The organism is Pseudomonas sp. NPDC089422 (assembly GCF_044749405.1).
Classification (GTDB): Bacteria; Pseudomonadota; Gammaproteobacteria; order Pseudomonadales; family Pseudomonadaceae; genus Aquipseudomonas.
On the sequence record NZ_JBIVHW010000010.1, the window covers coordinates 206,544 to 228,198 of the forward strand.

General features: G+C 63.2%; 22 protein-coding genes. 16 read left to right on the plus strand and 6 right to left on the minus strand.

Translation table 11 applies throughout. The features are described from left to right. Positions 1-96 precede the first annotated feature (96 nt). From ACIPZ8_RS19985 to ACIPZ8_RS19995, 3 genes are all read left to right on the plus strand, one after another. On the plus strand, positions 97-696 hold the full coding sequence (locus tag ACIPZ8_RS19985) for an FMN-dependent NADH-azoreductase (RefSeq protein ID WP_085675798.1): 600 nt from the start codon (positions 97-99) through the stop codon (positions 694-696). 184 nt (positions 697-880) lie between these two features. Then, a complete protein-coding gene (locus ACIPZ8_RS19990; protein ID WP_400726594.1) occupies positions 881-1,756 on the plus strand; it encodes a carboxylate/amino acid/amine transporter in 876 nt (291 codons plus the stop codon). Positions 1,757-1,834: 78 nt separating this feature from the next. Next, entirely contained in the window at positions 1,835-3,196 is a 1,362-nt protein-coding gene (locus tag ACIPZ8_RS19995) for a purine-cytosine permease family protein (protein WP_400726596.1), read from the plus strand. Between the two features lie 54 nt (positions 3,197-3,250). On the opposite strand, the gene ACIPZ8_RS20000 is transcribed toward ACIPZ8_RS19995, so the two are convergent. Next, positions 3,251-4,552, minus strand: coding sequence for a mechanosensitive ion channel family protein (locus tag ACIPZ8_RS20000; protein ID WP_400726599.1), 1,302 nt, complete (start codon positions 4,550-4,552; stop codon positions 3,251-3,253). 105 nt (positions 4,553-4,657) lie between these two features. On the opposite strand from ACIPZ8_RS20000, the gene ACIPZ8_RS20005 reads away from it, so the two are divergent. Then, a complete protein-coding gene (locus ACIPZ8_RS20005) occupies positions 4,658-6,019 on the plus strand; it encodes a DEAD/DEAH box helicase (protein WP_400726602.1) in 1,362 nt (453 codons plus the stop codon). Between the two features lie 155 nt (positions 6,020-6,174). Here the strand turns inward: ACIPZ8_RS20005 and ACIPZ8_RS20010 are convergent, their stop codons facing one another. After that, positions 6,175-6,447, minus strand: a complete 273-nt coding sequence (locus ACIPZ8_RS20010; RefSeq protein ID WP_400726605.1) for a hypothetical protein — start codon at positions 6,445-6,447, stop codon at positions 6,175-6,177. Between the two features lie 156 nt (positions 6,448-6,603). On the opposite strand from ACIPZ8_RS20010, the gene ACIPZ8_RS20015 reads away from it, so the two are divergent. From ACIPZ8_RS20015 to ACIPZ8_RS20045, 7 genes are all read left to right on the plus strand, one after another. After that, complete coding sequence (locus ACIPZ8_RS20015) at positions 6,604-7,368, plus strand: SDR family NAD(P)-dependent oxidoreductase (protein ID WP_400726608.1); 765 nt, start codon at positions 6,604-6,606, stop codon at positions 7,366-7,368. Between the two features lie 98 nt (positions 7,369-7,466). Next, positions 7,467-8,699, plus strand: coding sequence for an ethanolamine utilization protein EutH (eutH, locus tag ACIPZ8_RS20020; RefSeq protein WP_400726611.1), 1,233 nt, complete (start codon positions 7,467-7,469; stop codon positions 8,697-8,699). A gap of 86 nt (positions 8,700-8,785) precedes the next feature. Beyond that, positions 8,786-9,586 (plus strand): LuxR C-terminal-related transcriptional regulator, encoded by an 801-nt coding sequence (locus ACIPZ8_RS20025; protein WP_400726614.1) that lies wholly within the window; start codon positions 8,786-8,788, stop codon positions 9,584-9,586. A gap of 156 nt (positions 9,587-9,742) precedes the next feature. Continuing rightward, positions 9,743-10,021: a BrnT family toxin gene (locus ACIPZ8_RS20030; protein WP_400726617.1), complete on the plus strand. Its 279-nt coding sequence runs from the start codon at positions 9,743-9,745 to the stop codon at positions 10,019-10,021. After that, a complete protein-coding gene (locus ACIPZ8_RS20035) occupies positions 9,999-10,253 on the plus strand; it encodes a BrnA antitoxin family protein (protein WP_400726620.1) in 255 nt (84 codons plus the stop codon). Before ACIPZ8_RS20030 ends, ACIPZ8_RS20035 begins: the two co-directional genes overlap by 23 nt. A gap of 77 nt (positions 10,254-10,330) precedes the next feature. Beyond that, positions 10,331-10,726, plus strand: a complete 396-nt coding sequence (locus tag ACIPZ8_RS20040; protein WP_400726622.1) for a transcriptional regulator — start codon at positions 10,331-10,333, stop codon at positions 10,724-10,726. Positions 10,727-10,832: 106 nt separating this feature from the next. Next, positions 10,833-11,759, plus strand: a complete 927-nt coding sequence (locus tag ACIPZ8_RS20045; protein ID WP_400726625.1) for a DMT family transporter — start codon at positions 10,833-10,835, stop codon at positions 11,757-11,759. Here ACIPZ8_RS20045 and ACIPZ8_RS20050 read toward each other — a convergent pair. Then, the gene (locus ACIPZ8_RS20050) at positions 11,756-12,931 is read right to left on the minus strand and encodes an MFS transporter (protein ID WP_400726628.1); all 1,176 of its coding nucleotides are present in this window, start codon (positions 12,929-12,931) and stop codon (positions 11,756-11,758) included. The two genes, ACIPZ8_RS20045 and ACIPZ8_RS20050, sit on opposite strands and share 4 nt — an antisense overlap. 106 nt (positions 12,932-13,037) lie before the next feature. On the opposite strand from ACIPZ8_RS20050, the gene ACIPZ8_RS20055 reads away from it, so the two are divergent. Both ACIPZ8_RS20055 and ACIPZ8_RS20060 read left to right on the plus strand, forming a co-directional pair. Next, on the plus strand, positions 13,038-13,931 hold the full coding sequence (locus ACIPZ8_RS20055; RefSeq protein WP_400726631.1) for a LysR substrate-binding domain-containing protein: 894 nt from the start codon (positions 13,038-13,040) through the stop codon (positions 13,929-13,931). A gap of 124 nt (positions 13,932-14,055) precedes the next feature. Beyond that, complete coding sequence (locus tag ACIPZ8_RS20060) at positions 14,056-14,184, plus strand: PA1414 family protein (protein WP_256215799.1); 129 nt, start codon at positions 14,056-14,058, stop codon at positions 14,182-14,184. Positions 14,185-14,248: 64 nt separating this feature from the next. On the opposite strand, the gene ACIPZ8_RS20065 is transcribed toward ACIPZ8_RS20060, so the two are convergent. Both ACIPZ8_RS20065 and speB read right to left on the minus strand, forming a co-directional pair. Further along, positions 14,249-15,628, minus strand: a complete 1,380-nt coding sequence (locus ACIPZ8_RS20065; RefSeq protein WP_400726633.1) for a sodium:solute symporter — start codon at positions 15,626-15,628, stop codon at positions 14,249-14,251. Between the two features lie 132 nt (positions 15,629-15,760). Next, positions 15,761-16,711, minus strand: coding sequence for an agmatinase (gene speB / locus ACIPZ8_RS20070; protein WP_400726635.1), 951 nt, complete (start codon positions 16,709-16,711; stop codon positions 15,761-15,763). A gap of 225 nt (positions 16,712-16,936) precedes the next feature. Between speB and ACIPZ8_RS20075 the strand changes: the two genes are divergently transcribed. The 3 genes from ACIPZ8_RS20075 to ACIPZ8_RS20085 all read left to right on the plus strand — a co-directional run bounded on the left by ACIPZ8_RS20075 (position 16,937) and on the right by ACIPZ8_RS20085 (position 20,282). Further along, entirely contained in the window at positions 16,937-17,830 is an 894-nt protein-coding gene (locus ACIPZ8_RS20075; RefSeq protein ID WP_400726638.1) for a LysR family transcriptional regulator, read from the plus strand. Positions 17,831-17,962: 132 nt separating this feature from the next. Beyond that, the gene (locus ACIPZ8_RS20080; RefSeq protein WP_400726641.1) at positions 17,963-19,528 is read left to right on the plus strand and encodes a methyl-accepting chemotaxis protein; all 1,566 of its coding nucleotides are present in this window, start codon (positions 17,963-17,965) and stop codon (positions 19,526-19,528) included. A 154-nt stretch (positions 19,529-19,682) separates the two neighbouring features. After that, on the plus strand, positions 19,683-20,282 hold the full coding sequence (locus ACIPZ8_RS20085; protein ID WP_400726644.1) for a tRNA-uridine aminocarboxypropyltransferase: 600 nt from the start codon (positions 19,683-19,685) through the stop codon (positions 20,280-20,282). 16 nt (positions 20,283-20,298) lie between these two features. On the opposite strand, the gene ACIPZ8_RS20090 is transcribed toward ACIPZ8_RS20085, so the two are convergent. Next, positions 20,299-21,651, minus strand: a complete 1,353-nt coding sequence (locus ACIPZ8_RS20090; protein ID WP_400726647.1) for an HlyD family type I secretion periplasmic adaptor subunit — start codon at positions 21,649-21,651, stop codon at positions 20,299-20,301. Positions 21,652-21,655: the final 4 nt, after the last annotated feature.

Consider the following 21,655-nt stretch of genomic DNA (forward strand, 5'->3'; position numbering starts at 1 on the left):
TAGATTGAACCCACTTTTTACGCTTTTTTATCGATAGGTCAAGCCTTAATCTCACCTCCATCGAATCGCAACCCTTTTTGCCGATGGAGGCACCTCATGTCCCGCGTACTGATCATCGAAAGCAGCGCCCGCCAACAGGATTCCGTTTCTCGTCAATTGACCCGTGACTTCATCCAGCAGTGGCAAGCGGCGCACCCGGCTGACGCGATCACCGTGCGTGATTTGGCGGTGAACCCTGTGCCACACCTGGATGCCAACCTGCTCGGCGGCTGGATGAAGCCTGAAGAACAGCGCAGCGCCGCCGAACTGGAGGCCCTGGCCCGTTCCAACGAGTTGACTGATGAAGTGTTGGCAGCCGACGTGCTGGTGATGGCCGCGCCGATGTACAACTTCACCATCCCCAGCACCCTCAAGGCCTGGCTGGACCACGTGCTGCGCGCCGGCATCACCTTCAAGTACACCCCGACCGGCCCGCAAGGCCTGCTCACTGGCAAGCGCGCCATTGTCCTGACTGCCCGTGGCGGCATCCATGCCGGTGCCACCAGCGACCACCAGGAACCGTACCTGCGCCAGGTGATGGCCTTCATCGGTATTCACGATGTCGACTTCATCCATGCCGAAGGCCTGAACATGAGCGGCGAGTTCCACGAAAAGGGCCTTAACCAGGCCAAGGCCAAGCTGGCTGCGGTGGCCTGAGGGTCAACGAATTCCCATCCCTGACACCTGTTCTTGCTCCTTTGGGTGTACCTGCCCGGCCTGATGGCCGGGCTTTTTTATGCCTGGTTTTCTTGTGTTGCCTGTGCCGGCCCCACATTCCTCATGGTTGAACTCACTTGCCGCAACCCGCTAAGGTCGCGCCCTTGATCCACGAGAGGCAACCATGGGCTACCTGATAATCGTCGCGCTGATCCAGGCGTTTTCCTTCAGCCTGATCGGCGAGTACCTGGCCGGGCACGTCGACAGCTATTTCGCCGTGCTCGCGCGCGTGGTGCTGGCCGGCCTGGTGTTCCTGCCGCTGACCCGCTGGCGCCAGGTCGAGCCGCGCTTCCTGCGCTCGATGCTGCTGATCGGCGCGCTGCAATACGGCATCACCTACGTCTGCCTGTACCTGAGCTTCCGCGTGCTGACCGTGCCGGAAGTGCTGCTGTTCACCATCCTCACGCCACTGCACGTGACCTTGATCGAAGATGCCCTGAACCGCCGCTTCAACCCCTGGGCGCTGCTCGCGGCCCTGGTGGCCGTGGCGGGAGCCGGGGTGATCCGCTTCGACAGCATCAGCGGCGATTTCTTCATCGGCTTCCTGCTGCTGCAACTGGCCAACTTCACCTACGCCGCCGGCCAAGTGCTGTATCGCCACCTGGTCGCCCGCAACCCCAGCGACCTGCCGCACTACAAGCGTTTCGGCTACTTCTACCTGGGCGCGCTGATCGTGGTGCTGCCGGCCTTCCTGCTGTTCGGCAATGCCCAGCACTTGCCGAGCACCGACGTGCAGTGGCTGGTGCTGCTGTTCCTCGGCCTGTGCCCGACGGCCCTGGGCCTCTACTGGTGGAACAAGGGCGCGTGCCTGGTCTCTGGCGCCACGCTGGCGGTGATGAACAACCTGCATGTGCCGGTCGGGTTGCTGCTCAATTTGCTGATCTGGAACCAGCACGAGCCATTGGGCAGGCTGCTCATCGGCGGGGCGGTGATCCTGGCGTCGGTGTGGATGAGCCGCCTGGGTAGCCTGACGTTATCAGGCAAGGCATGGCGCAGCTAGCTAAGACGCGTTCGTTAATGAACCCAAACTTGGCCGATGCCTACCCGATAATCATGAAAATAAAATCGGGAGACCGGCGTGAAGCTAGAAACGCGAAGTATCGAATTCGTCCCACACGCTGAGCGTTATGGCACGCCTAAACGATTGTTCACCATCTGGTTCAGCTCCAATTTCCAGATAACCGCACTGATGGTCGGCACCCTGGGCGTTGCGTCGGGGCTGAGTTTTGCCTGGACCTTGCTGGGCCTGTTGGTGGGGAACCTGATCGGCACTGTGTTCATGGCCGCGCACTCCGCCCAGGGGCCGCATCTGGGCGTGCCACAGATGATCCAGAGCCGGGCCCAGTTCGGGGTCCATGGTGCGGCGCTGCCTTTGCTGGTGATGGTCACGGCCGCTGTACTGTTCCTCGCCGCCAGCGGCGTGCTGATGCGCAATGCCGTGCAGGCGCTGGTGCCCATGAGCGACGACCAGGCCATCGTGGTGGTCGGTGTGCTGACCTTCCTCATCGGTTTTGTCGGTTACGAACTGATCCACCGTCTGGGGGCGTGGATGAGCCTGCTGTCCACGCTGGTGTTTGCCGGCGCCCTGGTGCTGATTCTGCTGCACCCCGGCGACATGGCTGGCACAACGGCAGTGACTACCGGCTTTTCATTCACCGCCTTCAACCTGATCGTGGCGCAGGCCGCCTCCTGGACGTTGGGCTATGGCCCCTATGTGGCGGATTATTCGCGCTACCTACCGGCCAGCGTCAACCCGCGTGCCACGTTCTGGGCCACCTATTGCGGTTGCGCGCTGGGCTCCTTCGCCATGATGGCGTTGGGCGCGCTGGTGGCCGTGCAATTGCCCTCGGCACTGGGGCATGACCCTGCGACGGCGATTGCCGGGTTGTTTGGCCCGTGGGCCCCGTTGGCACTGGCCGTGATTGCGCTGGGGGTGATCCAGTACAACGTCCTGTGCCTGTACAGCGCCTACATGTCGTCGGTCACGATCTTCGGTGCCTTCAGGACCATCAGGCGCGTGACCGCAACTGCCAAAGCGCTGGTGATGGCTGGCTTGACTGCTGTGGCAACGCTGATTGCCATCGCGACTCAATACAATTTCGATACGTTCTTTGCCGACATCCTGATCGGCCAGCTGTACCTGTTGATCCCCTGGAGCGCGATCAACCTGGTGGATTACTACTGGGTGTGCCGGGGCCAGTATGACGTGGGAGCGTTGTACGACGCCAAGGGGCGTTACGGCTGCTTCAATCGTCGAAGCCTGGCGGTGTATGCCGTGTCGATCATCGGCACCATCCCGTTCATGAAACTGTCGTTCTACACGGGCTTCGTGGCCGAGTGGCTGGGGGCGGATATCAGCTGGGCGATGGGCTTGATCCTGGCCGGCGCGCTGTACTGCATGGTCAATGCCCGCGAAAGCAAACCGCTTTTGGCAAGCTAGGCAGCTGAAGCGGATTATGAGAGGGGAAGGGGCTGCAACGCAGCCCCGGTAATCTCAAGCTTCGTTCATTGCCTCAAGGCGACGCGGCATTGGCTCGGGGGCCGCACGCTCCGCCAGCCCTGCGCGCATGTCACTGCCACTCGGCTGCTGGTACAGGCTCAAGCCGAATTCCGGCAACACCGCCAGCAGATAATCGAAGATATCCCCCTGAATCCGCTCGTACTCCGCCCACACCGTGGTGGTGGTAAAGCAATAGATCTCGAGCGGCACACCTTCAGCCGTGGTCTGCATCTGCCGCACCATGCAGGTCATGTTCGGGTGCACATTCGGGTGGTTCTTCAGGTAAGCCAGGGCAAACGCCCGGAACGTGCCGATATTGGTCAGCTTGCGGCGGTTGGCCGACAGCTCGGGCACTGGCCCTAGCGCCTCGTTCCAGGCCAGCAGTTCCTGGCGCTTGCCGGCCAGATAATCGCCCAGCAGGCTCACCTGAGTCAGGCGCTGCTCTTCGTCCGGGGTGAGAAAGCGCACGCCAGCGGCGTCGATGAACAGGCTGCGCTTGATCCGTCGCCCGCCGGACTGCTGCATGCCGCGGTAGTTGCGGAACGACTCGCTCATCAGGCGCCAGGTGGGGATCGAGACAATGGTCTTGTCGAAGTTCTGCACCTTGACCGTGTGCAGGGTGATATCGACCACATCACCATCGGCGCCCACCTGCGGCATCTCGATCCAGTCGCCCACGTGCAGCATGTCGTTGCTGGTCAGCTGCACACTGGCAACGAACGACAGCAGTGTGTCCTTGTACACCAACAGCAGCACCGCCGACATCGCACCCAGGCCCGACAGCAGCAACAGCGGCGAGCGGTCGATCAGGGTGGCGACGATGACGATCGAGGCGAAGATCCACAGCATCATCTTGGCCAGCTGCACGTAGCCCTTGATCGAGCGGGTGCGGGCGTGTTCGGTGCGCGCGTAGATGTCCAGCAGGGCATCGAGCAGGCACGACAGGGCCATGGTCATGAACAGCAGGGTAAAGGCCAGGGCGACGTTGCCGAGGAAGTGCTGGGCGGTGTCGGACAGTTCCGGCACCAGTTTCAGGCCGAACTGGATCACCAGCGACGGGATGGTCTGGGCCAGGCGGTGGAACACCTTGTTGTGGCGCAGGTCGTCGAGCCACTTCAGTGCCGTCTGCCGGGCCAGCAGGCGGGCGCTGTGCAGCACCAGAAAGCGCGCCAGGCGGCCGAGTACCAGGGAAATCAGCAGCAGCACGGCCAGGCCGATCGAGGCATGCAGGAGTGGATGTTGGTCGAGGGTGCCCCACAGGTCGAGGCTGTCACGCCAGATGCGTTGGATGTCCATAAGCTTGAAACCGGTCTTTTACAGCGAAACGAGGTGCCATTAGAGCGCGGAAGCCGACAAAGTTGCCAAAAGAAATTCGGCTAAGGCGGCAGAAAACGTTACCCTATGCAACTGAATTTCCCGCACTTGCCTGAGGTTACCTCCGTGTTCTCCCAATTCGCCCTGCATGAACGCCTGCTTAAAGCCGTGGCCGAGCTTAAATTTGTCGAGCCAACCCCGGTGCAGGCCGCGGCCATCCCCCTGGCCCTGCAAGGGCGCGACCTGCGTGTGACCGCGCAGACCGGCAGCGGCAAGACCGCGGCGTTCGTCCTGCCGCTGCTCAACCGCCTGGTCGACCTGAAAGGCGGGCGCGTCGAGATCCGCTCGTTGATCCTGCTGCCGACCCGCGAGCTGGCCCAGCAGACCCTCAAGCAAGTGCAGCTGTTCTCGCAGTTCACCTACATCAAGGCGGGCCTGGTCACCGGCGGTGAAGACTTCAAGGAACAGGCCGCCATGCTGCGCAAGGTGCCGGACGTGCTGATCGGCACCCCGGGCCGCCTGCTCGAGCATCTCAACGCCGGCAACCTCGACCTGTCCCACGTGCAGGTGATGATCCTCGACGAAGCCGACCGCATGCTCGACATGGGCTTCGCCGAAGACATGGAGCGCCTGTGCAAGGAGTGCGAGAACCGCGAACAAACCCTGCTGTTCTCTGCCACCACGGGTGGCGCGGCCTTGCGCGACATCATCGGCAAGGTCCTGAAAGACCCTGAGCACCTGATGCTCAACAGCGTCTCGCAGCTGGCCGAAGGCACCCGCCAGCAGATCATCACCGCTGACCATGATCAGCATAAAGAAGCCATCGTGCAGTGGCTGCTGGCCAACGAGACCTTCGACAAGGCAATCATCTTCACCAACACCCGCGCCCTGGCTGATCGCATCTACGGCCACCTGGTGGCCAAGGACGTGAAAGCCTTCGTGCTGCACGGCGAGAAGGACCAGAAGGACCGCAAGCTGGCTATCGAGCGCTTCAAGCAGGGCAGCTCCAAGGTGCTGGTGGCCACCGACGTGGCGGCCCGCGGCCTGGACATCGACGGCCTGGACCTGGTGATCAACTTCGACATGCCACGCAGCGGCGACGAATACGTGCACCGCGTCGGCCGTACCGGCCGTGCCGGCGGCGAAGGCCTGGCGATCTCGCTGATCACCCACAATGACTGGAACCTGATGTCCAGCATCGAGCGCTACCTCAAGCAGCAGTTCGAGCGCCGGGTGATCAAGGAAGTGAAGGGCACTTACAGCGGGCCGAAGAAGGTCAAGGCTTCGGGCAAGGCGGTGGGTGCCAAGAAGAAGAAGGTCGACAAGAAGACTGGCGATAAAAAGGCCGCTGCCAAGCGCAAGCCGACCGCCAAACCACGGCCGAATGCACCATTGGCCAGCTCCGATGGCCTGGCGCCGCTGAAGAAGCGCAAGCCGGCTGCTGAATAAGCTTGACGCAGATCCTGTAGGAGCGGCCTTGTGCCGCGAAAGGGCCGCAATGCGGACCCCTGCCAGATATGTCATTGCGAATATCGCGGGGCTGCTTTGCAGCCCTTTCGCGACACAAGGCCGCTCCTACAAGGCGAGCGCCAGCCGGAAGCACATCATTCCGCTTTTTTCTCCGCTTCCTTCAAATCTTTGATCCGCTTGTCGATCAGCTGACACTTGTCGGGCAAGTCCTTGCTTGCCGTCCCCAGCTCCATCCCCTGGAGCTCATCATTGATCTCCTTGGCCTTCTGCGGGTTCTGTTCGGTCAGCTGACTGGCCAACCCGGCCAGCTCCTCTCTTTTCTGTGTCGCTTCCTCCGGTGTGCAGGCCCAGGCGGGCAGGGCACAGCACAGGGCGGTGGCACAGGCGATGCGCAGCAGCGGTTTCATCCTTTCTACCTCCGGCGGTATTGATGCCCGGTGGAGACGCGCGCGCGGCGGTTGGTTCAGCGTCTGCGACCGGCGGCTATACCCCTGGGTATATTTACCGCAGCCATCCTCGGCTCTAGTTTGAGGCCACAACCACAACAACCGAGGAACACACCCATGGATCGATTGAAAGGCAAGGTGGCACTGATTACCGGCGGCGCAGGCGGTTGTGGCCTGGCTGCTTCGGAGCTTTTCGCCGCCGAGGGTGCCAAGGTGGTGATCCTCGACTTGCCCACCAGCCAAGGCGAAGCCGTGGCTGCACGCATCAATGAAGGTGGCGGTCAGGCACTGTTCGTCGCCGCCGATGTGTCGCAGGCCGACCAGGTGCACCGTGCCGTGGCCCAAGGCCAGGCGCATTTCGGGCCGATCACCGTGCTGATGAACCACGCTGGCATCATCGCCGCTGGCCCGTTCCTGGAAACCAGCGAAGCCGACTGGGACCGGCTGATGAGCATCAACGTCAAAAGCATGTTCCTGGTCACCAAGGCCGTATTGCCGGGCATGCTTGCCGCCGGTGGAGGCAGCGTGATCTGCACCTCGTCGATTTCCGCCGTTGTCGGCACGCCGATGGAGGTGCTGTATTGCACCACCAAGGGCGCCTGCCACATGTTCGCCCGCGCCCTGGCCGTGGAGTACCGCGACCAGAACATCCGCAGCAACGCCATTTGCCCGGGCTTCATCGGCACCGCCCATGGTCGCCGCGAGCTCGACCTGCTGCGCGGTTATGGCGTGGATGCCTCCGATGAGGCGATCAAGACCATGCAGGGGCGTTTGTGCGACCCGAGCGAAGTGGCCAACGCCGCGTTGTTCCTGGCCAGCGACGAGTCGAGCTTCGTCAGTGGCTCGCACCTGTTCGTCGACAACGCCTACACCGCCATGTGATGCCCGGCCGGCAGCCCGCTGCCGGCCTTCAACAAGAACGATATGCAGCACCCTTCAATTCTGCCCCCAAGCCAATTCCAACAAGACAGAGGCAGCAGATGGAAAACATAGGCACTTACGTCATCTACGTGATCATGGTGTGCGCCGTGATCGGCGCGATCGCCTCGATCGTCAACGCAGAATCCGAGCTGGCCAAGGAATTTACGGCCGGCCTGCACAGCATCGGCCCGATCTTCATCCCGGTGGCCGGGATCATGGCCGCCATCCCGTTCATTTCCAGCTTCATCAGCCACGTCATCGGCCCACTGTTCCTGGCCATGGGCGCCGACGCCGGTATCGCCGGGCCGATCTTCATCGCTTCGGACCTGGGCGGTTACCAGCTGGCCCAGGCGCTGTCGCACAGCCCGGAGGACTGGATCCTCGGCCTGATCACCGGCTTCCAGTGCGGTTCGACGGTGATCTTCGTCATTCCGGTGGGCCTGGCCATGCTCAACAAGGCCGACCACAAGTACATGGCCCTGGGCATCATGGCCGGGTTGCTGAGCATCCCGATCAGCATCGTGTTCATCGCCATGGGCATGCAGGCCATGGGCCTGGGCGTGCGCCCGGACATCGCCACGGCTGGCGCCGCGACCCAGGCGCTGCACTTCACCTTGCCGACCCTGCTGCGCAACCTTTCGCCGCTGATCCTGTTCTGCGTGGCGCTGGCGGCAGCATTGCGCTACTTCCCCAACCTGATGGTCAGCCTGTTCCTCAAGCTGGGGCAATTGATGTACGCGGCAGTGACGCTGGTGCTGGTGGCCTCGATCGTCGAGTACTTCACCGGTGCGTTCACCTCGCTGTTCGGTGGCTGGGGCTTTGCGCCGATCATTGCCGACAAGGCCGACCAGTTCCGGGCGCTGGAGATCGCCGGTTATGTCGGCATCATGCTTTGCGGCGCGTTCCCGATGGTCTACCTGATCAAGCGCTTCCTGTCGCGGCCGATCGAGAAAGTGGCGTCGAAACTGGGCCTGTCGCCTGTGGGGGCCGCCGGTATCCTCGCGGCTTCGGCCAACATCCTGGCGATGTTCCGTCTGGTGGCCGACATGCCGCCGAAGGACAAGGTGCTGGTGATCGCCTTCGCCGTATGCGCAGCCTTCACCTTCGGTGACCACCTGGCCTACTCGGCCAACTTCCAGCCGACGCTGATCGGGCCGCTGATCATCGGCAAGCTCGCCGGCGGCCTGCTGGGCATGGCGCTGGCTTACTGGCTGGCGGTGCCCAAGGCGCTGGAACTGGGCCGCCAGGAGGAAGACGCCGGCCTGCTGCCTGCCAGCCCAGCGTTGCACTGACAAGTCCTGTCGTCGTTCAATGCCGCTCGGGCTTTCAAAGCCGGGCGGCATTCGCGTTTTCCTCCCACTCCGCACAGGCCTTTGCAATGAACAGCGACAACGCCGACCGCCTGGGTGCGGTCATCCGCAGCATCGGTAGCGACACCCTGGGTCCGGCCCTCGACGCTGCGCTCAAGGGCGTGGTCGATTTCGACATGAGCTGTGCCTACCTGTTCCGCTTCAACCAGCCGGCGCTGCTGATTCACGACGGCTACTACCAGCGCGTGGCCGAGCGCACGCTCAAGGCTTATTTGCGCGGTGGTTACCTGCTCGACCCGTTCTATGTCGCCTGTACCAACAACCACCCGTCCGGCTTGTGGCGCATGAGTGAACTGGCCCCGGACAGCTTCTTCGCCTCGGGCTTTTCCATCTCCCATGACATCCACCCCTGCGTCTCCTCGCACCACGGCAGCCTGATCGAGGAAATCGGCTTCATCGTCCCGGTGCGGCCACGTACCGCGCTGGTGTACTCGCTGATGCGCGGCCTGGACAAGGGCGCGTTCGAGGTTGAAGAAGCGCAGCGCCTGGCGGCATTGACACCGGTGATCGATGCCATTTTCAGCCAGCACCTGCGCCTGGCCCACGCCGATGACCTGGCCGACCCGCAGGAGTCGGACAGCCAGCTGGAAGATGCCTTCGTCGACATCCTTCAGGGCCAGCTGACCGAAACCCAGCGGCATGTGGCCAAGCTGATCCTGCAGGGGCACAGCAGCCAGTCGATATCCCGTGAGCTGGGAATCTCCGAAGGCACAGTGAAGGTGCATCGGCACAACATCTGGCAGCGGTTGGGGATTGCCGGGAATGCGGAGTTGTTCAGGTTGTTCATCAATTATCTGGTCAAGCAGTGACGGGGTCGCCCCAGCCGGTTCGTTAGGCTGCTTCCGCTTCATGTTGTAGTCCTTTTCCCAAAGCCTCCTGGCGCTGTTGAAGGGCGAGCGATTGCCCTCTAGTCTCGCCCTCAAACAGGAGGTATCGTATGTACAGATGTAAATACGGAGCGTCCCATGTTCTTTGAGTGGGACGAAGCGAAGAACCAGATCAACATCCGCAAGCACGGCATCGATTTCTGCGATGTTCCGGATATGTTCAATCACCCGATGCTGATTCGTCGGGATGATCGTCCGGACCACGATGAAGAGCGCTGGGTCAGCCTTGGCTGGTTGAAGTGCCTGATAGGCGTTGTCGTGTACACGGAAAGGCAGGGTGATGTCATTCGCATCATCTCCGCGCGAAAAGCCACCAGATGGGAGGCCAAACATTATGACCAAAGCATCGAAAACTGACTGGGGTCGCCTGGCTCGACAGAGCGACAAGGATATCGATACCTCTGATATCCCCGAGCTGGGAGAAGATTTTTTCCGCGAGGCCGAACTGCGAGTTCCAGCCAAGCAGACGGTTACCATTCGCCTGGACTCCGATGTTCTTGCCTGGTTCAAGGAGCAGGGCGCGGGTTACCAGACACGGATCAACCAGTTGCTGCGGCAATACATGCAGGCGCAACAACGCCAGCGCTGAGTTCTTTCTGAACGCTCGACACTTTCAGCGGGTCCCAACCTGTGTACCCCCTTCGTCCACAGCAGGAGGCCATCTCCATGAGCAGCACCTACGACTGGGACCTGATCGAGCGTTTGCTGCACGAGGTGCAGAACGGCGCCGGTCACAGCTTCACGCCACGCCCCTATGCCGAGCAGCACGCTGCGGCGCTGGCCGCCAAGGGCCAGCCAGTGGGTGACATTGACCACCTGAAAACCCGCGCCTGCGAGTACGAAAAGCTGCTGTTCGAGCGCGGCTTCATCGAGAGCCGACCGCAGGAGGATGGCGGCAACGGCGAGAATTTCGTGCTCACCGAGCGCGGCTCGCGTTTGCTCAGCCTGATCGACAGCAGCATCCCGGGCTTCGAGCACCCGCGTCAGGTGCTGGATGACCAGGAAGATGCGCTGGACGAAACGACCTTCGACCAGGTGTCGGCCAAGGCGCAGATCGCTTGAGGTCGTTTTGAGGCTGGCAAGGGCAGGCCAGGAAACCCGATAATCGGTTTTCCTTGACCACTGCCGAGCCCTTGCCGATGCCCTTCACCACCCCAAAGGCCCGCCCATGAGCGCGGCCCGCAAGAACCCCGACGCCTTTGCCTTCCAGGTGATGCTGGGCCTGTGCCTGATCTGGGGCTGCCAGCAGGTGCTGATCAAGACCGCGGCGGTGGATATCGCGCCGGTGATGCAGGCCGCCCTGCGCAATTGCATCGCTGCTGTGCTGGTGGGATTGATGATCTGCTGGCGTGGTGGCTGGGAACAGGTGGGGAACACCTGGCGGGCCGGGCTCGTGGCCGGCGGGTTGTTCGGGCTGGAATTCCTGTTCATCGCCGAGGGCCTGAAGCTGACCTCGGCGGCGCACATGTCGGTGTTCCTCTACACGGCGCCGGTGTTCACCGCACTTGGCTTGCACTTCATGCTACCCAGCGAACGGCTGCGGATGCTGCAGTGGCTGGGGATCTTGCTGGCCTTTGCCGGGATTGCGATGGCATTCGCGGGGGGTATGTCGTTCGCCGAGATGGATGGGCGCATGCTGCTGGGCGATGCCTTTGGCGTGCTCGCCGGGCTGGCCTGGGGCGCGACCACGGTGGTGGTACGTGGCTCGCGCCTTTCCGAAGCACCGGCGACCCTGACCTTGTTCTATCAACTGGCGGTGGGGTTTGCCGGGTTGCTGTTGATCGCCCTGCTCAGCGGGCAGATCGGCGATGTGACCTTGACGCCGCTGGCGGTGGGTAGCGTGCTGTTCCAGGGGATCGTGGTGTCGTTCGTCAGTTACCTGACCTGGTTCTGGTTGTTGCGCAAGTACCTGGCCTCCAACCTGGCGGTGTTTTCGTTCATCACGCCGCTGTTCGGGGTGACGTTCGGCGTGGTGTTGCTGGGTGAGCCGTTGAGTGCGAATTTCGTGATCGGTGCATTGATGGTATTGCTCGGCGTGATTCTGGTAAGTGCCGAGCCCTGGGTGAAGCAGCAACTGCGCAAGTGGGTAGGTTAAGCGGTGGTCTGCGGTGCAGCCTGGCAACCCTGAAGGCTGCGCCCGCCGGTCAGCACAAGCATGCCCGCCACTCCCAGGCCGATGGCAGCCAGCACCAGTGCGGGTTGCAAACTCCCGCTGTAATGGTTGCTCAACGCCGCCAGCAACGGCCCACTCAGCTGCCCCAGGGCAAAGCACGCGGTCAGCAGCCCGGCATTGCGCTGCGTGGCATGGGGCGCCAGTTCCCGCGAGCGTTGCATCACCAGCTGCATGCAAGCCAGAAAGGGCCCGCCGCACAGCACGACGCCCAGTGCCAGGCCAACACCCCCGCCCATCAGGCAGGCCAGTACGCCCAAGCCTTGCAACCACAGGGTAACCGTCAACCAGGCCGAAGTGCGGCCTGCCCGGCGCAGGCTCACCAGCACCACACCGAGCGCCGCGGCCAGGCCGAACGCTGGCCAGAACAGGTCGGCCATCCAGTTGCCGCGAAACTGCTGGTTGGCCATCTGCGACAGGAAGGTCGCCGGCAGGATGTAGCCCACGCCGTAGAGGGCATAGACCAGGCCCAGGCGACCAATGCCGACGCTGCGGGTCGAGCCCTGCTGTGAGGCGACAGCGGGCACCACGGCAGGTTGCAGGGCACGAGGTAGCCAAGGGCGCACGGCCAGCAGCATGACCAGGGCCGCAACGGCATAGACCAGCCAGAGTGCCGCCGAGCCGAGGCCGAGCAGATGCGCAATCAGTGCCAGCAAACCGGTCAGCGCAATGCCCAGCCCAGGCCCGGCGAACACCATCGCCCCAAGGCGCTGGCGGTTGTGGGCATTGGCCACTTGCTGGCTGAGGCTGGTGATCATCACCAGCACCCAGGCACTGGCCACACCGGTCCCGAAGCGCAGCAGCAAATGGCTCCAGAAGCCGTCCGCAGCCCAGGAGGCCAAGGTCAGCAGCACGCACAACCACAGGCCCCCGTGCAGGCGCAGTTTCACCTGGTTCGGCCGACGGGCGTACATGGCGTCCACCGCGCCGAGTAAGTAGCCCAGGTAGTTGGCTGCCGCCACCAGCCCGGCGGCGGTCAGGTCGAACTGGCCTTCGGCGATCAGTTGCGGCAGTTGTGGGGTAAGGGCGAAGCGGCCAATGCCCATGGCCATCATCAGGGCTAAGGCGCTGGCCAGCAATTGAGCGAACGGCGACATGAGGACTCTCCTGCGCGAATCAATGCGATGGATGGCAGGTTATGGCGAGTTGACTTTCAATAAAATTGAATAATGATGATCAAGTTGTTCTGTTTTGGAGAATGTCATGGAGTTCAGTCAACTGCGCATCTTCCAGGCGGTCGCCGAGGAGGGCTCGGTAACCCGCGCCGCCGAGCGGCTGCACCGGGTGCCGTCGAACCTGTCGACGCGCCTGCGCCAGCTCGAGGAGCAACTGGGGGTGGAACTGTTCCTGCGCGAGCGCCAGCGCCTGCAGCTGTCACCCGCCGGCAAGGTGCTGCTGGATTACGCCAGCCGTCTATCGGCACTGCGTGACGAGGCCGTGGCGGCGGTGCAGGGCGGCCAGCCGGCCGGCGACTTCGTGCTGGGCACCATGTACAGCACTGCCGCGATCCACTTGCCGGCGCTGCTGGCGCGCTATCACCAGCAGTACCCGGCCGTGAGCCTGCAGGTACAGGCGGCACCCAGCGGCGACCTGCTCGAGGGCCTGCTCAGCCATCGCCTGGATGCGGCACTGGTGGATGGCCCGCCAAGCCTGGCCGGGCTGGATGGTGTGCCGCTGTGCGATGAAGTGCTGGTCTTGATCACCAGCCCGGAGCACCCGCCGGTGCGCAGTGCCAGGGACGTGGCGGGCAAGGCAGTGTTCACCTTCCGCCAAGGCTGTTCCTACCGGATGCGTCTGGAGGCCTGGTATGCCCATGACCACACGCCGATGGGGCGAGTGATGGAGATCGAGTCGTACCAGAGCATGCTGGCCTGCGTGATTGCCGGCGCGGGGGTGGCCTTGATGGCGCAATCGATGCTCGATAGCCTTCCTGGGCGTGACCGCGTGCACGCTCATCGCTTGCAGACGCCCTTCGATCACGCGGAAACCTGGTTGATGTGGCGACAGGGGATGCGTGGGGCGAATTTGCAGGCCTGGATCGACATGCAACAAAGCGAAACGATTAACCAGTCGTCGGAATGCGCCGTTTCCGCTTGATCCGCGTCAAACTAGCCCATATCTGTAGGAACAAGAGCATGCGTAGTACAGGACATAGGGCTATGATCTGTATGAAACATCGCAGGATTGAATTGCCGTGAGGCTGACCCGTCAAGGGGGCATTATGAAAAACCAAATGTTCAACTGGCTCCACGACCTGGCCGTCGCTTTGGGGCTGATTCCACCACCCTTGCAGCCGGTGCCGATCCCGACTGATGAAGAGCAGCGCAAGCGCCAGCCGCGTCGTCGCTGAAATGCAAAAGGCCGCAGCATCTGTCAGATGCTGCGGCCTTCTTGTTTCTGCTTATGTGGGCTGATCAGGCCAGCTTCACTTCAGCCACTGGCTTGCGCGACAGCACGCTCACCAGCACGAAGCTCACCAGGCCAACCGCCAGGCTGTAGTAGATCGGCGTGTTGGCATCCAGCCCGTCCTTGAACATGAAGAACAGTGCGGTGGCAAAGCCCAGCGACATGCTGGCGATGGCGCCTGCGGTGGTGGCGCGCTTCCAGAAGATCGCACCGATCAGCGGGATCAGCATGCCGCCAACCAGCAGGTTGTAGGCCAGGGTCAGGGCACTGATCACATCGTTCACCGCCAGGGCGATGCCCAGCACCGCCAGGCCGGTGAGCAGGGTGAACAGGCGGCTGACGCCCAGGCTCGACTGCTTGCCGCCACGCAGCTTGGGCAGCAGGTCTTCGGTCAGGGTGGTCGAGGCCGCCAGCAGGCCGGCACTGGCAGTCGACATCATGGCCGCCAGGGCTGCCGCCATCAGCAGGCCACGAATGCCTTCCGGCAGCTGGCCTTTGATCATTTCGGCAAAGGCATTGTTCGGGTTGGCCAGGTCCGGCATCAGCACATGCGCAGACATGCCGATCAGGGCGCACGCCAGACCGTACAGGACGCAGTACACACCTGCGGTGGTGCCGGCGCGCTGGCAGACCTTCTCGTCACGGGCAGTGAACACCCGCTGCCAGATGTCCTGGCCGATCAGGATGCCGAAGAAGTAGATCAGGAAGTAGGTGATGATGGTGTCCCAGCCGATGGTGGTCCAGCTGAAGCTGGCCGCCGGCAGCTTGGCTACCAGGGTGTCCCAGCCACCGGCCTTGTACAGGCACACCGGCAGCAGGATGAACATCAGGCCAACGGTCTTGATGACGAACTGGACGATGTCGGTGAGGGTCAGCGACCACATGCCGCCGATGGTCGAATACACCACCACCACACCGCCGCCGAGCAGCAGCGACGCCCAGAACGGCAGGTCGAGCAGCACTTGCAGGACGGTGGCCATGGCCAGGGTCGAGGTCACGCCGATCATCAGCGCATAGGCCAGCATGATGGCCGCGCTGGCCTGGCGGGCCATGGGGTTGTAACGGCGTTCCAGCACCTGGGTGACGGTGAAGATCTTCAGGCGCAGCAACGGTTTGGCGAGGAACAGGTTGAGGGCGATAATGCCCAGGCCCAGGGCTGCGCACAGCCAGAAACCAGAGATGCCGTGGACGTAGCCGAGGCGTACGGTGCCGACGGTGGAGGCGCCGCCGAGCACGGTGGTAGCCATGGTGCCCATGTACAGGGTCGGGCCGAGGTTACGCCCGGCCACCAGGTAGTCTTCCTGGGTTTTCGCGCGCCGCATGCCATACCAGCCCAGCCCTAGCATGCCGACGGTATAGATCATTACAACAATGATGTCCAAGGCCATTGGGGGTCTCCCGATTATCTTTATTATGGCGAGATCGACCGCCCAGGCGTGTTCACGGCGCCCGGCGGTCTTGTCTTGTGTTGGCGGGCCTCTATGGCCCTCCCTCATGGCTCCTGCCGGGGTGCAGCGGTATCAGCGACGCACGACGCCCGGCAGCACGCAGAGCATCTCGAACAGCAGGTTGGCGCCGAGCAGCGAGGTATTGCCGGTGGTGTCGTAAGGCGGGGAGACTTCGACCAGGTCACAGCCGATCAGGTCCAGGCCGTGGCAGCCGCGAATGATCTCCATCGCCTGGATGGTGGTCAAGCCGCCAATTTCCGGGGTGCCGGTGCCTGGGGCCCAGGCCGGGTCGATGCCGTCGATGTCGAACGACAGGTACACCGGGCCACCGCCGACCTTTTCGCGTACTTCGGCCATCAGCGGTTCCAGCGACTTGTGCCAGCACTCTTCGGCCTGCACCACGCGGAAGCCCTGACGGCGGCTCCAGTTGAAGTCGTCGGCGGTATAGCCCTGGGCGCGCAGGCCGATCTGCACCACACGGTCGCAATCGAGCAGGCCTTCTTCCACGGCGCGGCGGAAGGTAGTGCCGTGGGCGATCTTCTCGCCGAACATGTGGTCGTTGACGTCAGCGTGGGCGTCGATGTGCACCAGGCCGATCTTGCCGTGCTTCTTGTGCAGGGCGCGCAGGATCGGCAGGGTGATGGTGTGGTCGCCACCCAGGGTCATCGGGATGACGTTGTGTTCGAGGATCTCGTCGTAGGCTTCTTCGATGATGCGCACGGCGTCGAGCAGGTTGAAGGTGTTGATCGCCACGTCACCGATGTCGGCCACCGACAGCGAGTCGAACGGGGCGGCACCGGTGGCCATGTTGTACGGGCGGATCATCACCGATTCGGCGCGGATCTGGCGCGGGCCGAAACGGGTGCCGGAGCGCAGCGAGGTGCCGATGTCCAGCGGTACGCCGATGAACGCGGCGTCCAGGCCTTGGGCACTTTGCAGGTGGGGGAGACGGAGCATGGTGGCGATGCCGCCGAAACGCGGCATTTCGTTGCCGCCCAGTGGTTGGTGGAGAACTTTGTCCACGGTGGGCCTCATCAGTCGGTCGATTGTTCTGTTTGTTCGAACCTGTGCCGCCGCACGCCTTTGAAGTCTGGATACGCTGGCGGGCAGGGACATTTCGGCCAAGTCTGCGCAAGGTAGTGCGTGGAAAGAATCGCTACCGGCAAATACTTACTTCAGGAATTTCTGAACTAAAGGCGGCAGGAGCGGTTAGACTGCGCGCCAATACCCCTGCGGAACCGTTGCATCATGGCCTCGACCTTGCCCGACCTGAAACTGCTGCGCATCTTCGTCAGCGTGGTGCGCCACCAGGGGTTCGCCAATGCCCAGCGCGAGCTCAACCTGTCGACCTCGGCCATCAGTACCTACATGAGCCAGCTCGAAGGCACCTTGGGTATCGTCTTGTGCCACCGCGGCCGCGGCGGCTTCAGCCTGACCAGCAAGGGCGAGCTGTTCCACCAGGAGACGCTGCGCCTGCTGGCCGAGCTGGATGGTTTCGAACAGTACGCCGCAGCGCTCAAGGGTGAATTGCGCGGCACCCTCAACCTCGGCGTGATCGACTCCACCGTAGGCGATCAGGCTCTGCCCTTGGCCGAGGCCATCGGGGCCTATAGCCAGGAACACCCGGCGGTGCACCTGCACCTGTCGGTGTCCAGCCCCTACGAGCTGCAGCTCGGTGTGCAGGACAACCGTCTGGACCTGGCCATAGGTGCGTTTTCCTCGCGCATGAGTGGCTTGCTTTATCAGCCGCTTTACCGCGAGCAGCATTGGCTGTACTGCAGCAGTCGCCACCCGTTGTTCGCCGAGCGGCGCATCCCCGAGCAGGTTGTGACCCAGCAGCGCATGGTGGGGCGGGGCTACTGGAGCCAGGCCGAACTGGCCAGGCATGGCTTCAAGCACAGTGCGGCCACGGTGGAGAGCATGGAGGCGCAACTGATCCTGATTCTCTCGGGCGCCTACATTGGCTACCTGCCGGAGCACTACGCCCAGGCTTGGGTCGACAAGGGTGACCTCAGGGTGCTATCGCCGGCCACTTTCGGTTATCAGGCGCCTTTCTCGTTGATCATCCGCAGGGGGCGTAGTCGTGAGCCGCTGATTCAAACATTCCGGGACTTGCTCAAGAGCCAGTTGTATGTCGGTTGACGGTTACACTTTTGTAGGACAATCCGACTGGGTGCTCTAAATTAATTTTCCTTTTGGCCGCTAACCTCCCCACGCTCTGCTAGATATTTAGTTGCGCTGATCCTAACTCCCATCTTCGAAGGACCGTTCAAGATGCGCATGAACTTGCCCGTCACTGAGCACGAAAGAACTTTTTCCGGCGATCAGCGCCTGATTTCCACCACGGACCTCAACAGCCGCATCACCTACTGCAACGATGCCTTCGTGGCGATCAGCGGCTTCACCTATGACGAACTGGTCGGCCAGCCGCACAATCTGGTGCGTCATCCCGACATGCCTGCGGCGGTTTTCGGGCATATGTGGGAGACCATCAAGCAAGGCAAACCCTGGATGGGCGTGGTCAAGAACCGCGCCAAGAACGGCGATTACTACTGGGTCAGCGCCTATGTCACGGCGATCTACGAAAATGGCCGTATCAGCGGCTACGAGTCGGTGCGCTCGGTACCGACCTGCGAGCAGATCCGCCGTGCCGAGGCACTTTACGCGCGCCTGCGCGCAGGCAAGTCCCCGGCGCCCTGGGCGGCCCGGTTCGGGCGCGGCCTGGGCCGTGGCGGGCCATTGATCGGCGCGGGGCTGCTGGCGGCTGCCGGTTACCTCTGGCTACCACCCTACGCGGCGCTGGGCCTGTTGATGGCCAGCTTGCTGGTGGCCTGGTACCTGATCGAACAGCGGCAGGATCGGGCGATCCGGCGCACCCTCGACGAACACCCCAAGGCGTTCACCAGTCCCCTGGTGGCCCTGACCTACAGTGACAACCCTGGCCTGCAGGGCCAGCTGGACCTGGCCATCATCAGCGAAGAGGCGCGCCTGCAGACCGCGCTCACCCGCCTGGTGGATGCCGGCGTCGGGGTGAAGTCGCGCGCCGCGCAATCGGCCGACTTGTCCGATGCCCAGGCACAGATGCTCGACCGTCAGCGCAGCGAGACCGACCAGTCGGCCACGGCCATCGCGCAGATGGCCGCGACCATCCAGGAGGTCACCCACAACGTGCAAAGCACCGCCCATGCTGCAGGTGATGCCGACCAGCTGGCCCAGCAAGGCAGCGAGCTGGCGCAGCAGAGCCTGAAGGCCATGGGCAGCATGAGCGAGGCAGTCAACGACATCGGCCAGGCGGTCAACGCCCTGGCCGAGCAGACCCAGTCGATCGGCAGCGTGGTCGATGTGATCACTTCGATTGCCGAGCAGACCAACCTGCTGGCGCTCAACGCCGCCATCGAGGCGGCCCGGGCCGGCGAGCAGGGCAGGGGCTTTGCCGTGGTCGCCGACGAGGTGCGCTCGCTGGCTCAGCGCACACGCTCTTCCACCGACGAGATCCACCAGATCATCGCCTCGCTGCGTGCCGGCGCCGAGCGGGCGGTGAGCACCGCAAGCCGCGGCGAGCAGATCTCGCGGGACAGCGTGCACAGCGTCGAGGCGGTGCAGGCAGCGCTGGCCGGGATCGCCCAGGCGGTCAGCCGCATCACCGGCATGAGCCAGCAGATGGCCACGGCGTCGGAGCAGCAGAGCCATGTGGCCGAGGACATCAACCAGCAGATCGTGCGCATTGCCCAGCTGTGCGACCAGAGCGCAGGGCAGGCCAAGCAGGGGGCCGAGATCAGCCAGGACCTGGAGCGGATGGCCGAGTACCTGCATAGCCTGGCAGAGCGGTTTAACCGTTGAGGCCGTTGGGGCTGCTTCGCAGCCCATCGCCGCGGTTCATCGCCACGACAAGCGCGGCTCCTAACCTGTGGGAGCCGCGCTTGCCGGCGATGGCCCGCAAAGCGGGCCCAAACTTCCGGCCTGTGGCAAAATTCTCCCACCAACGGAGAACCCCATGCCCAGACCCCGCTGCGAGCGCTGCCAGCGCCCGCTCGACCATTGCCTCTGCCCACTGATCCCCAGCCTCGACAGCCGCACCCGCGTGGTCCTGCTGCAGCACCCCAGTGAGACCGCACACGCGCTCAATACCGCACGCCTGGCTGCCTTGGGCCTGGTCAATGCCGAGCTGCGGGTTGGCGAAGTGTTCGCTGATCTTGCCGAGCTGTTGGCGACTCCAGGCTATCGTCCCGTACTGCTGTTCCCCGGCGAGCAGGCACAAGCGCTGACAGCCTACGGCGAAACGGACGACAAGCCGTTGATGTTGATCGTCCCCGACGGCACCTGGCGCAAGGCACGCAAGTTGCTGTACCTGAACCCGCTGCTGGAGGCGCTGCCCAGGGTGACACTGGCGCAAGTGGCACCCTCACGCTACCGCTTGCGCAAGGCGCCGGAGCCGGGGGCGGTATCGACCATCGAGGCAGTGGTGCAAGCGTTGAACGTGATGGAGCAGCCATCGAACTTCGATGATTTGCTGAAACCGTTCGAGGTATTGATCGAAGGGCAGATCAAGGCCATGGGCGCCGAGACCTTCAACCGAAATCATGGTAAAGGCTGAGGCCAGCACAGGATACTCACCTTTCCCTCAGTGCCTCGGTCCGTGCCTTGAGCACCGGCTTGAGCAGATAATCCAGCACACTCTTCTGCCCGGTGATGATATCCACCGTGGCCACCATCCCGGGGATGATAAGCAACGGCTTGTTGTCTCCACCCAGGTGGTTCTTCTCGGTCCGCACCTGGATCAGGTAGAACGCATTGCCTTTGTCATCGGTGACGGTGTCGGCGCTGATCAGTTCCAGCTTGGCCTTGAGCCCGCCGTAGATGGTGTAGTCATAGGCACTGAACTTGACCATCGCCGGTTGCCCCGGGTGCAGGAAGGCCACGTCCTGCGGGCGCACCTTGGCCTCGATCAGCAAGTTGTCCTCGATCGGCACGATCTCCACCAGATCGCTGCCGGGCTGCACCACGCCACCGATGGTATTGACCTTGAGCAGCTTGACGATGCCGCGCACTGGTGACACGACGGTGGTACGGTTGACCCGGTCGTCGATGGCGATGCTGGTGGCGGTGATCTTGGACAGCTCGGTGCGCTTGTCATTCAGTTCCTTGGCCGCGTCCGAGCGGAAACTGGCATCGGACTCTTCGATCTTGCTCTTGATCTCGGCGATCGCCGCCTCGGCGCGGGGGATGGCCAGGCTGGTGGCATTGAGCTGGCCGCGGGCTTCCACGGTGCGTTGCTTGAGGCGCAGGATCTCCACCGGGGAAATGGCGCCTTTGCTCACCAGCGGCGCCGACATGTCCGTCTCCTGCTGCAACAGCGCCACGGCCGAGCGGTACTGATCGACCTTGGAGCGGAACTCGGCGAGCTCCTGGTTCTTCTGCCGCAGCTGTTCGTTGAGGGTCTGTTTTTCGCTGGCCAGGCGCCGTTGGCGCGAGCCGTACAGGGCGATCTCGTCTTCGGCGACCTGGGGCGCCTTGGCGCGCACTTCGTCCGAGAGCACGAACGGGCGGCCTTCGGCTTCCGCCGACAGGCGCTCGACCTGGGCGGTCAGGGCATAGCGGTCGGCTTCGCTTTCGCCTTTGTTGGACTTGAACCGGGTGTCGTCCAGGCGCAGCAGGGTAGCGCCTTTCTCGACCATCTGGCCTTCACGCACGAAGATCTCGGTGACGATACCGCCTTCGAGGTTCTGCACCACCTGTACCTTGCTTGACGGGATCGCCTTGCCTTCACCGACCGTCACTTCGTCGAGCACCGCCAGGCTGGCCCAGACCAGCGCCACCAGCAGCAGCGCCGCGGCCAGCCACACGGTCAGGCGCGACAGGCGCGGCGAGTCCTGCAAGGTGGCGCCGGCCAGTTCCGGCATGTAGTCGCGTTCGGCCCGTTTGTCGGCGCCATGGCTGCTGCGTACGCTTTGCATGAGAGGCATGGTG

Excerpts from the sequence above, each read along its gene's own strand:
- ACIPZ8_RS20080 (WP_400726641.1), top strand. The coding sequence starts at position 17,963 with ATGCGCATGAACTTGCCCGTCACTGAGCACGAAAGAACTTTTTCCGGC.
- ACIPZ8_RS19990 (WP_400726594.1), top strand. The coding sequence starts at position 881 with ATGGGCTACCTGATAATCGTCGCGCTGATCCAGGCGTTTTCCTTCAGC.
- ACIPZ8_RS20085 (WP_400726644.1), top strand. The coding sequence starts at position 19,683 with ATGCCCAGACCCCGCTGCGAGCGCTGCCAGCGCCCGCTCGACCATTGC.
- ACIPZ8_RS20065 (WP_400726633.1), bottom strand. The coding sequence starts at position 15,628 with ATGGCCTTGGACATCATTGTTGTAATGATCTATACCGTCGGCATGCTA.
- ACIPZ8_RS20015 (WP_400726608.1), top strand. The coding sequence starts at position 6,604 with ATGGATCGATTGAAAGGCAAGGTGGCACTGATTACCGGCGGCGCAGGC.
- ACIPZ8_RS20055 (WP_400726631.1), top strand. The coding sequence starts at position 13,038 with ATGGAGTTCAGTCAACTGCGCATCTTCCAGGCGGTCGCCGAGGAGGGC.
- ACIPZ8_RS20075 (WP_400726638.1), top strand. The coding sequence starts at position 16,937 with ATGGCCTCGACCTTGCCCGACCTGAAACTGCTGCGCATCTTCGTCAGC.
- ACIPZ8_RS19985 (WP_085675798.1), top strand. The coding sequence starts at position 97 with ATGTCCCGCGTACTGATCATCGAAAGCAGCGCCCGCCAACAGGATTCC.
- ACIPZ8_RS20040 (WP_400726622.1), top strand. The coding sequence starts at position 10,331 with ATGAGCAGCACCTACGACTGGGACCTGATCGAGCGTTTGCTGCACGAG.
- ACIPZ8_RS20030 (WP_400726617.1), top strand. The coding sequence starts at position 9,743 with ATGTTCTTTGAGTGGGACGAAGCGAAGAACCAGATCAACATCCGCAAG.
- ACIPZ8_RS20005 (WP_400726602.1), top strand. The coding sequence starts at position 4,658 with ATGCAACTGAATTTCCCGCACTTGCCTGAGGTTACCTCCGTGTTCTCC.
- ACIPZ8_RS20090 (WP_400726647.1), bottom strand. The coding sequence starts at position 21,651 with ATGCCTCTCATGCAAAGCGTACGCAGCAGCCATGGCGCCGACAAACGG.
- ACIPZ8_RS20060 (WP_256215799.1), top strand. The coding sequence starts at position 14,056 with ATGAAAAACCAAATGTTCAACTGGCTCCACGACCTGGCCGTCGCTTTG.
- ACIPZ8_RS20000 (WP_400726599.1), bottom strand. The coding sequence starts at position 4,552 with ATGGACATCCAACGCATCTGGCGTGACAGCCTCGACCTGTGGGGCACC.
- eutH (WP_400726611.1), top strand. The coding sequence starts at position 7,467 with ATGGAAAACATAGGCACTTACGTCATCTACGTGATCATGGTGTGCGCC.
- ACIPZ8_RS20045 (WP_400726625.1), top strand. The coding sequence starts at position 10,833 with ATGAGCGCGGCCCGCAAGAACCCCGACGCCTTTGCCTTCCAGGTGATG.
- ACIPZ8_RS20010 (WP_400726605.1), bottom strand. The coding sequence starts at position 6,447 with ATGAAACCGCTGCTGCGCATCGCCTGTGCCACCGCCCTGTGCTGTGCC.
- ACIPZ8_RS20050 (WP_400726628.1), bottom strand. The coding sequence starts at position 12,931 with ATGTCGCCGTTCGCTCAATTGCTGGCCAGCGCCTTAGCCCTGATGATG.
- ACIPZ8_RS20025 (WP_400726614.1), top strand. The coding sequence starts at position 8,786 with ATGAACAGCGACAACGCCGACCGCCTGGGTGCGGTCATCCGCAGCATC.
- ACIPZ8_RS20035 (WP_400726620.1), top strand. The coding sequence starts at position 9,999 with ATGACCAAAGCATCGAAAACTGACTGGGGTCGCCTGGCTCGACAGAGC.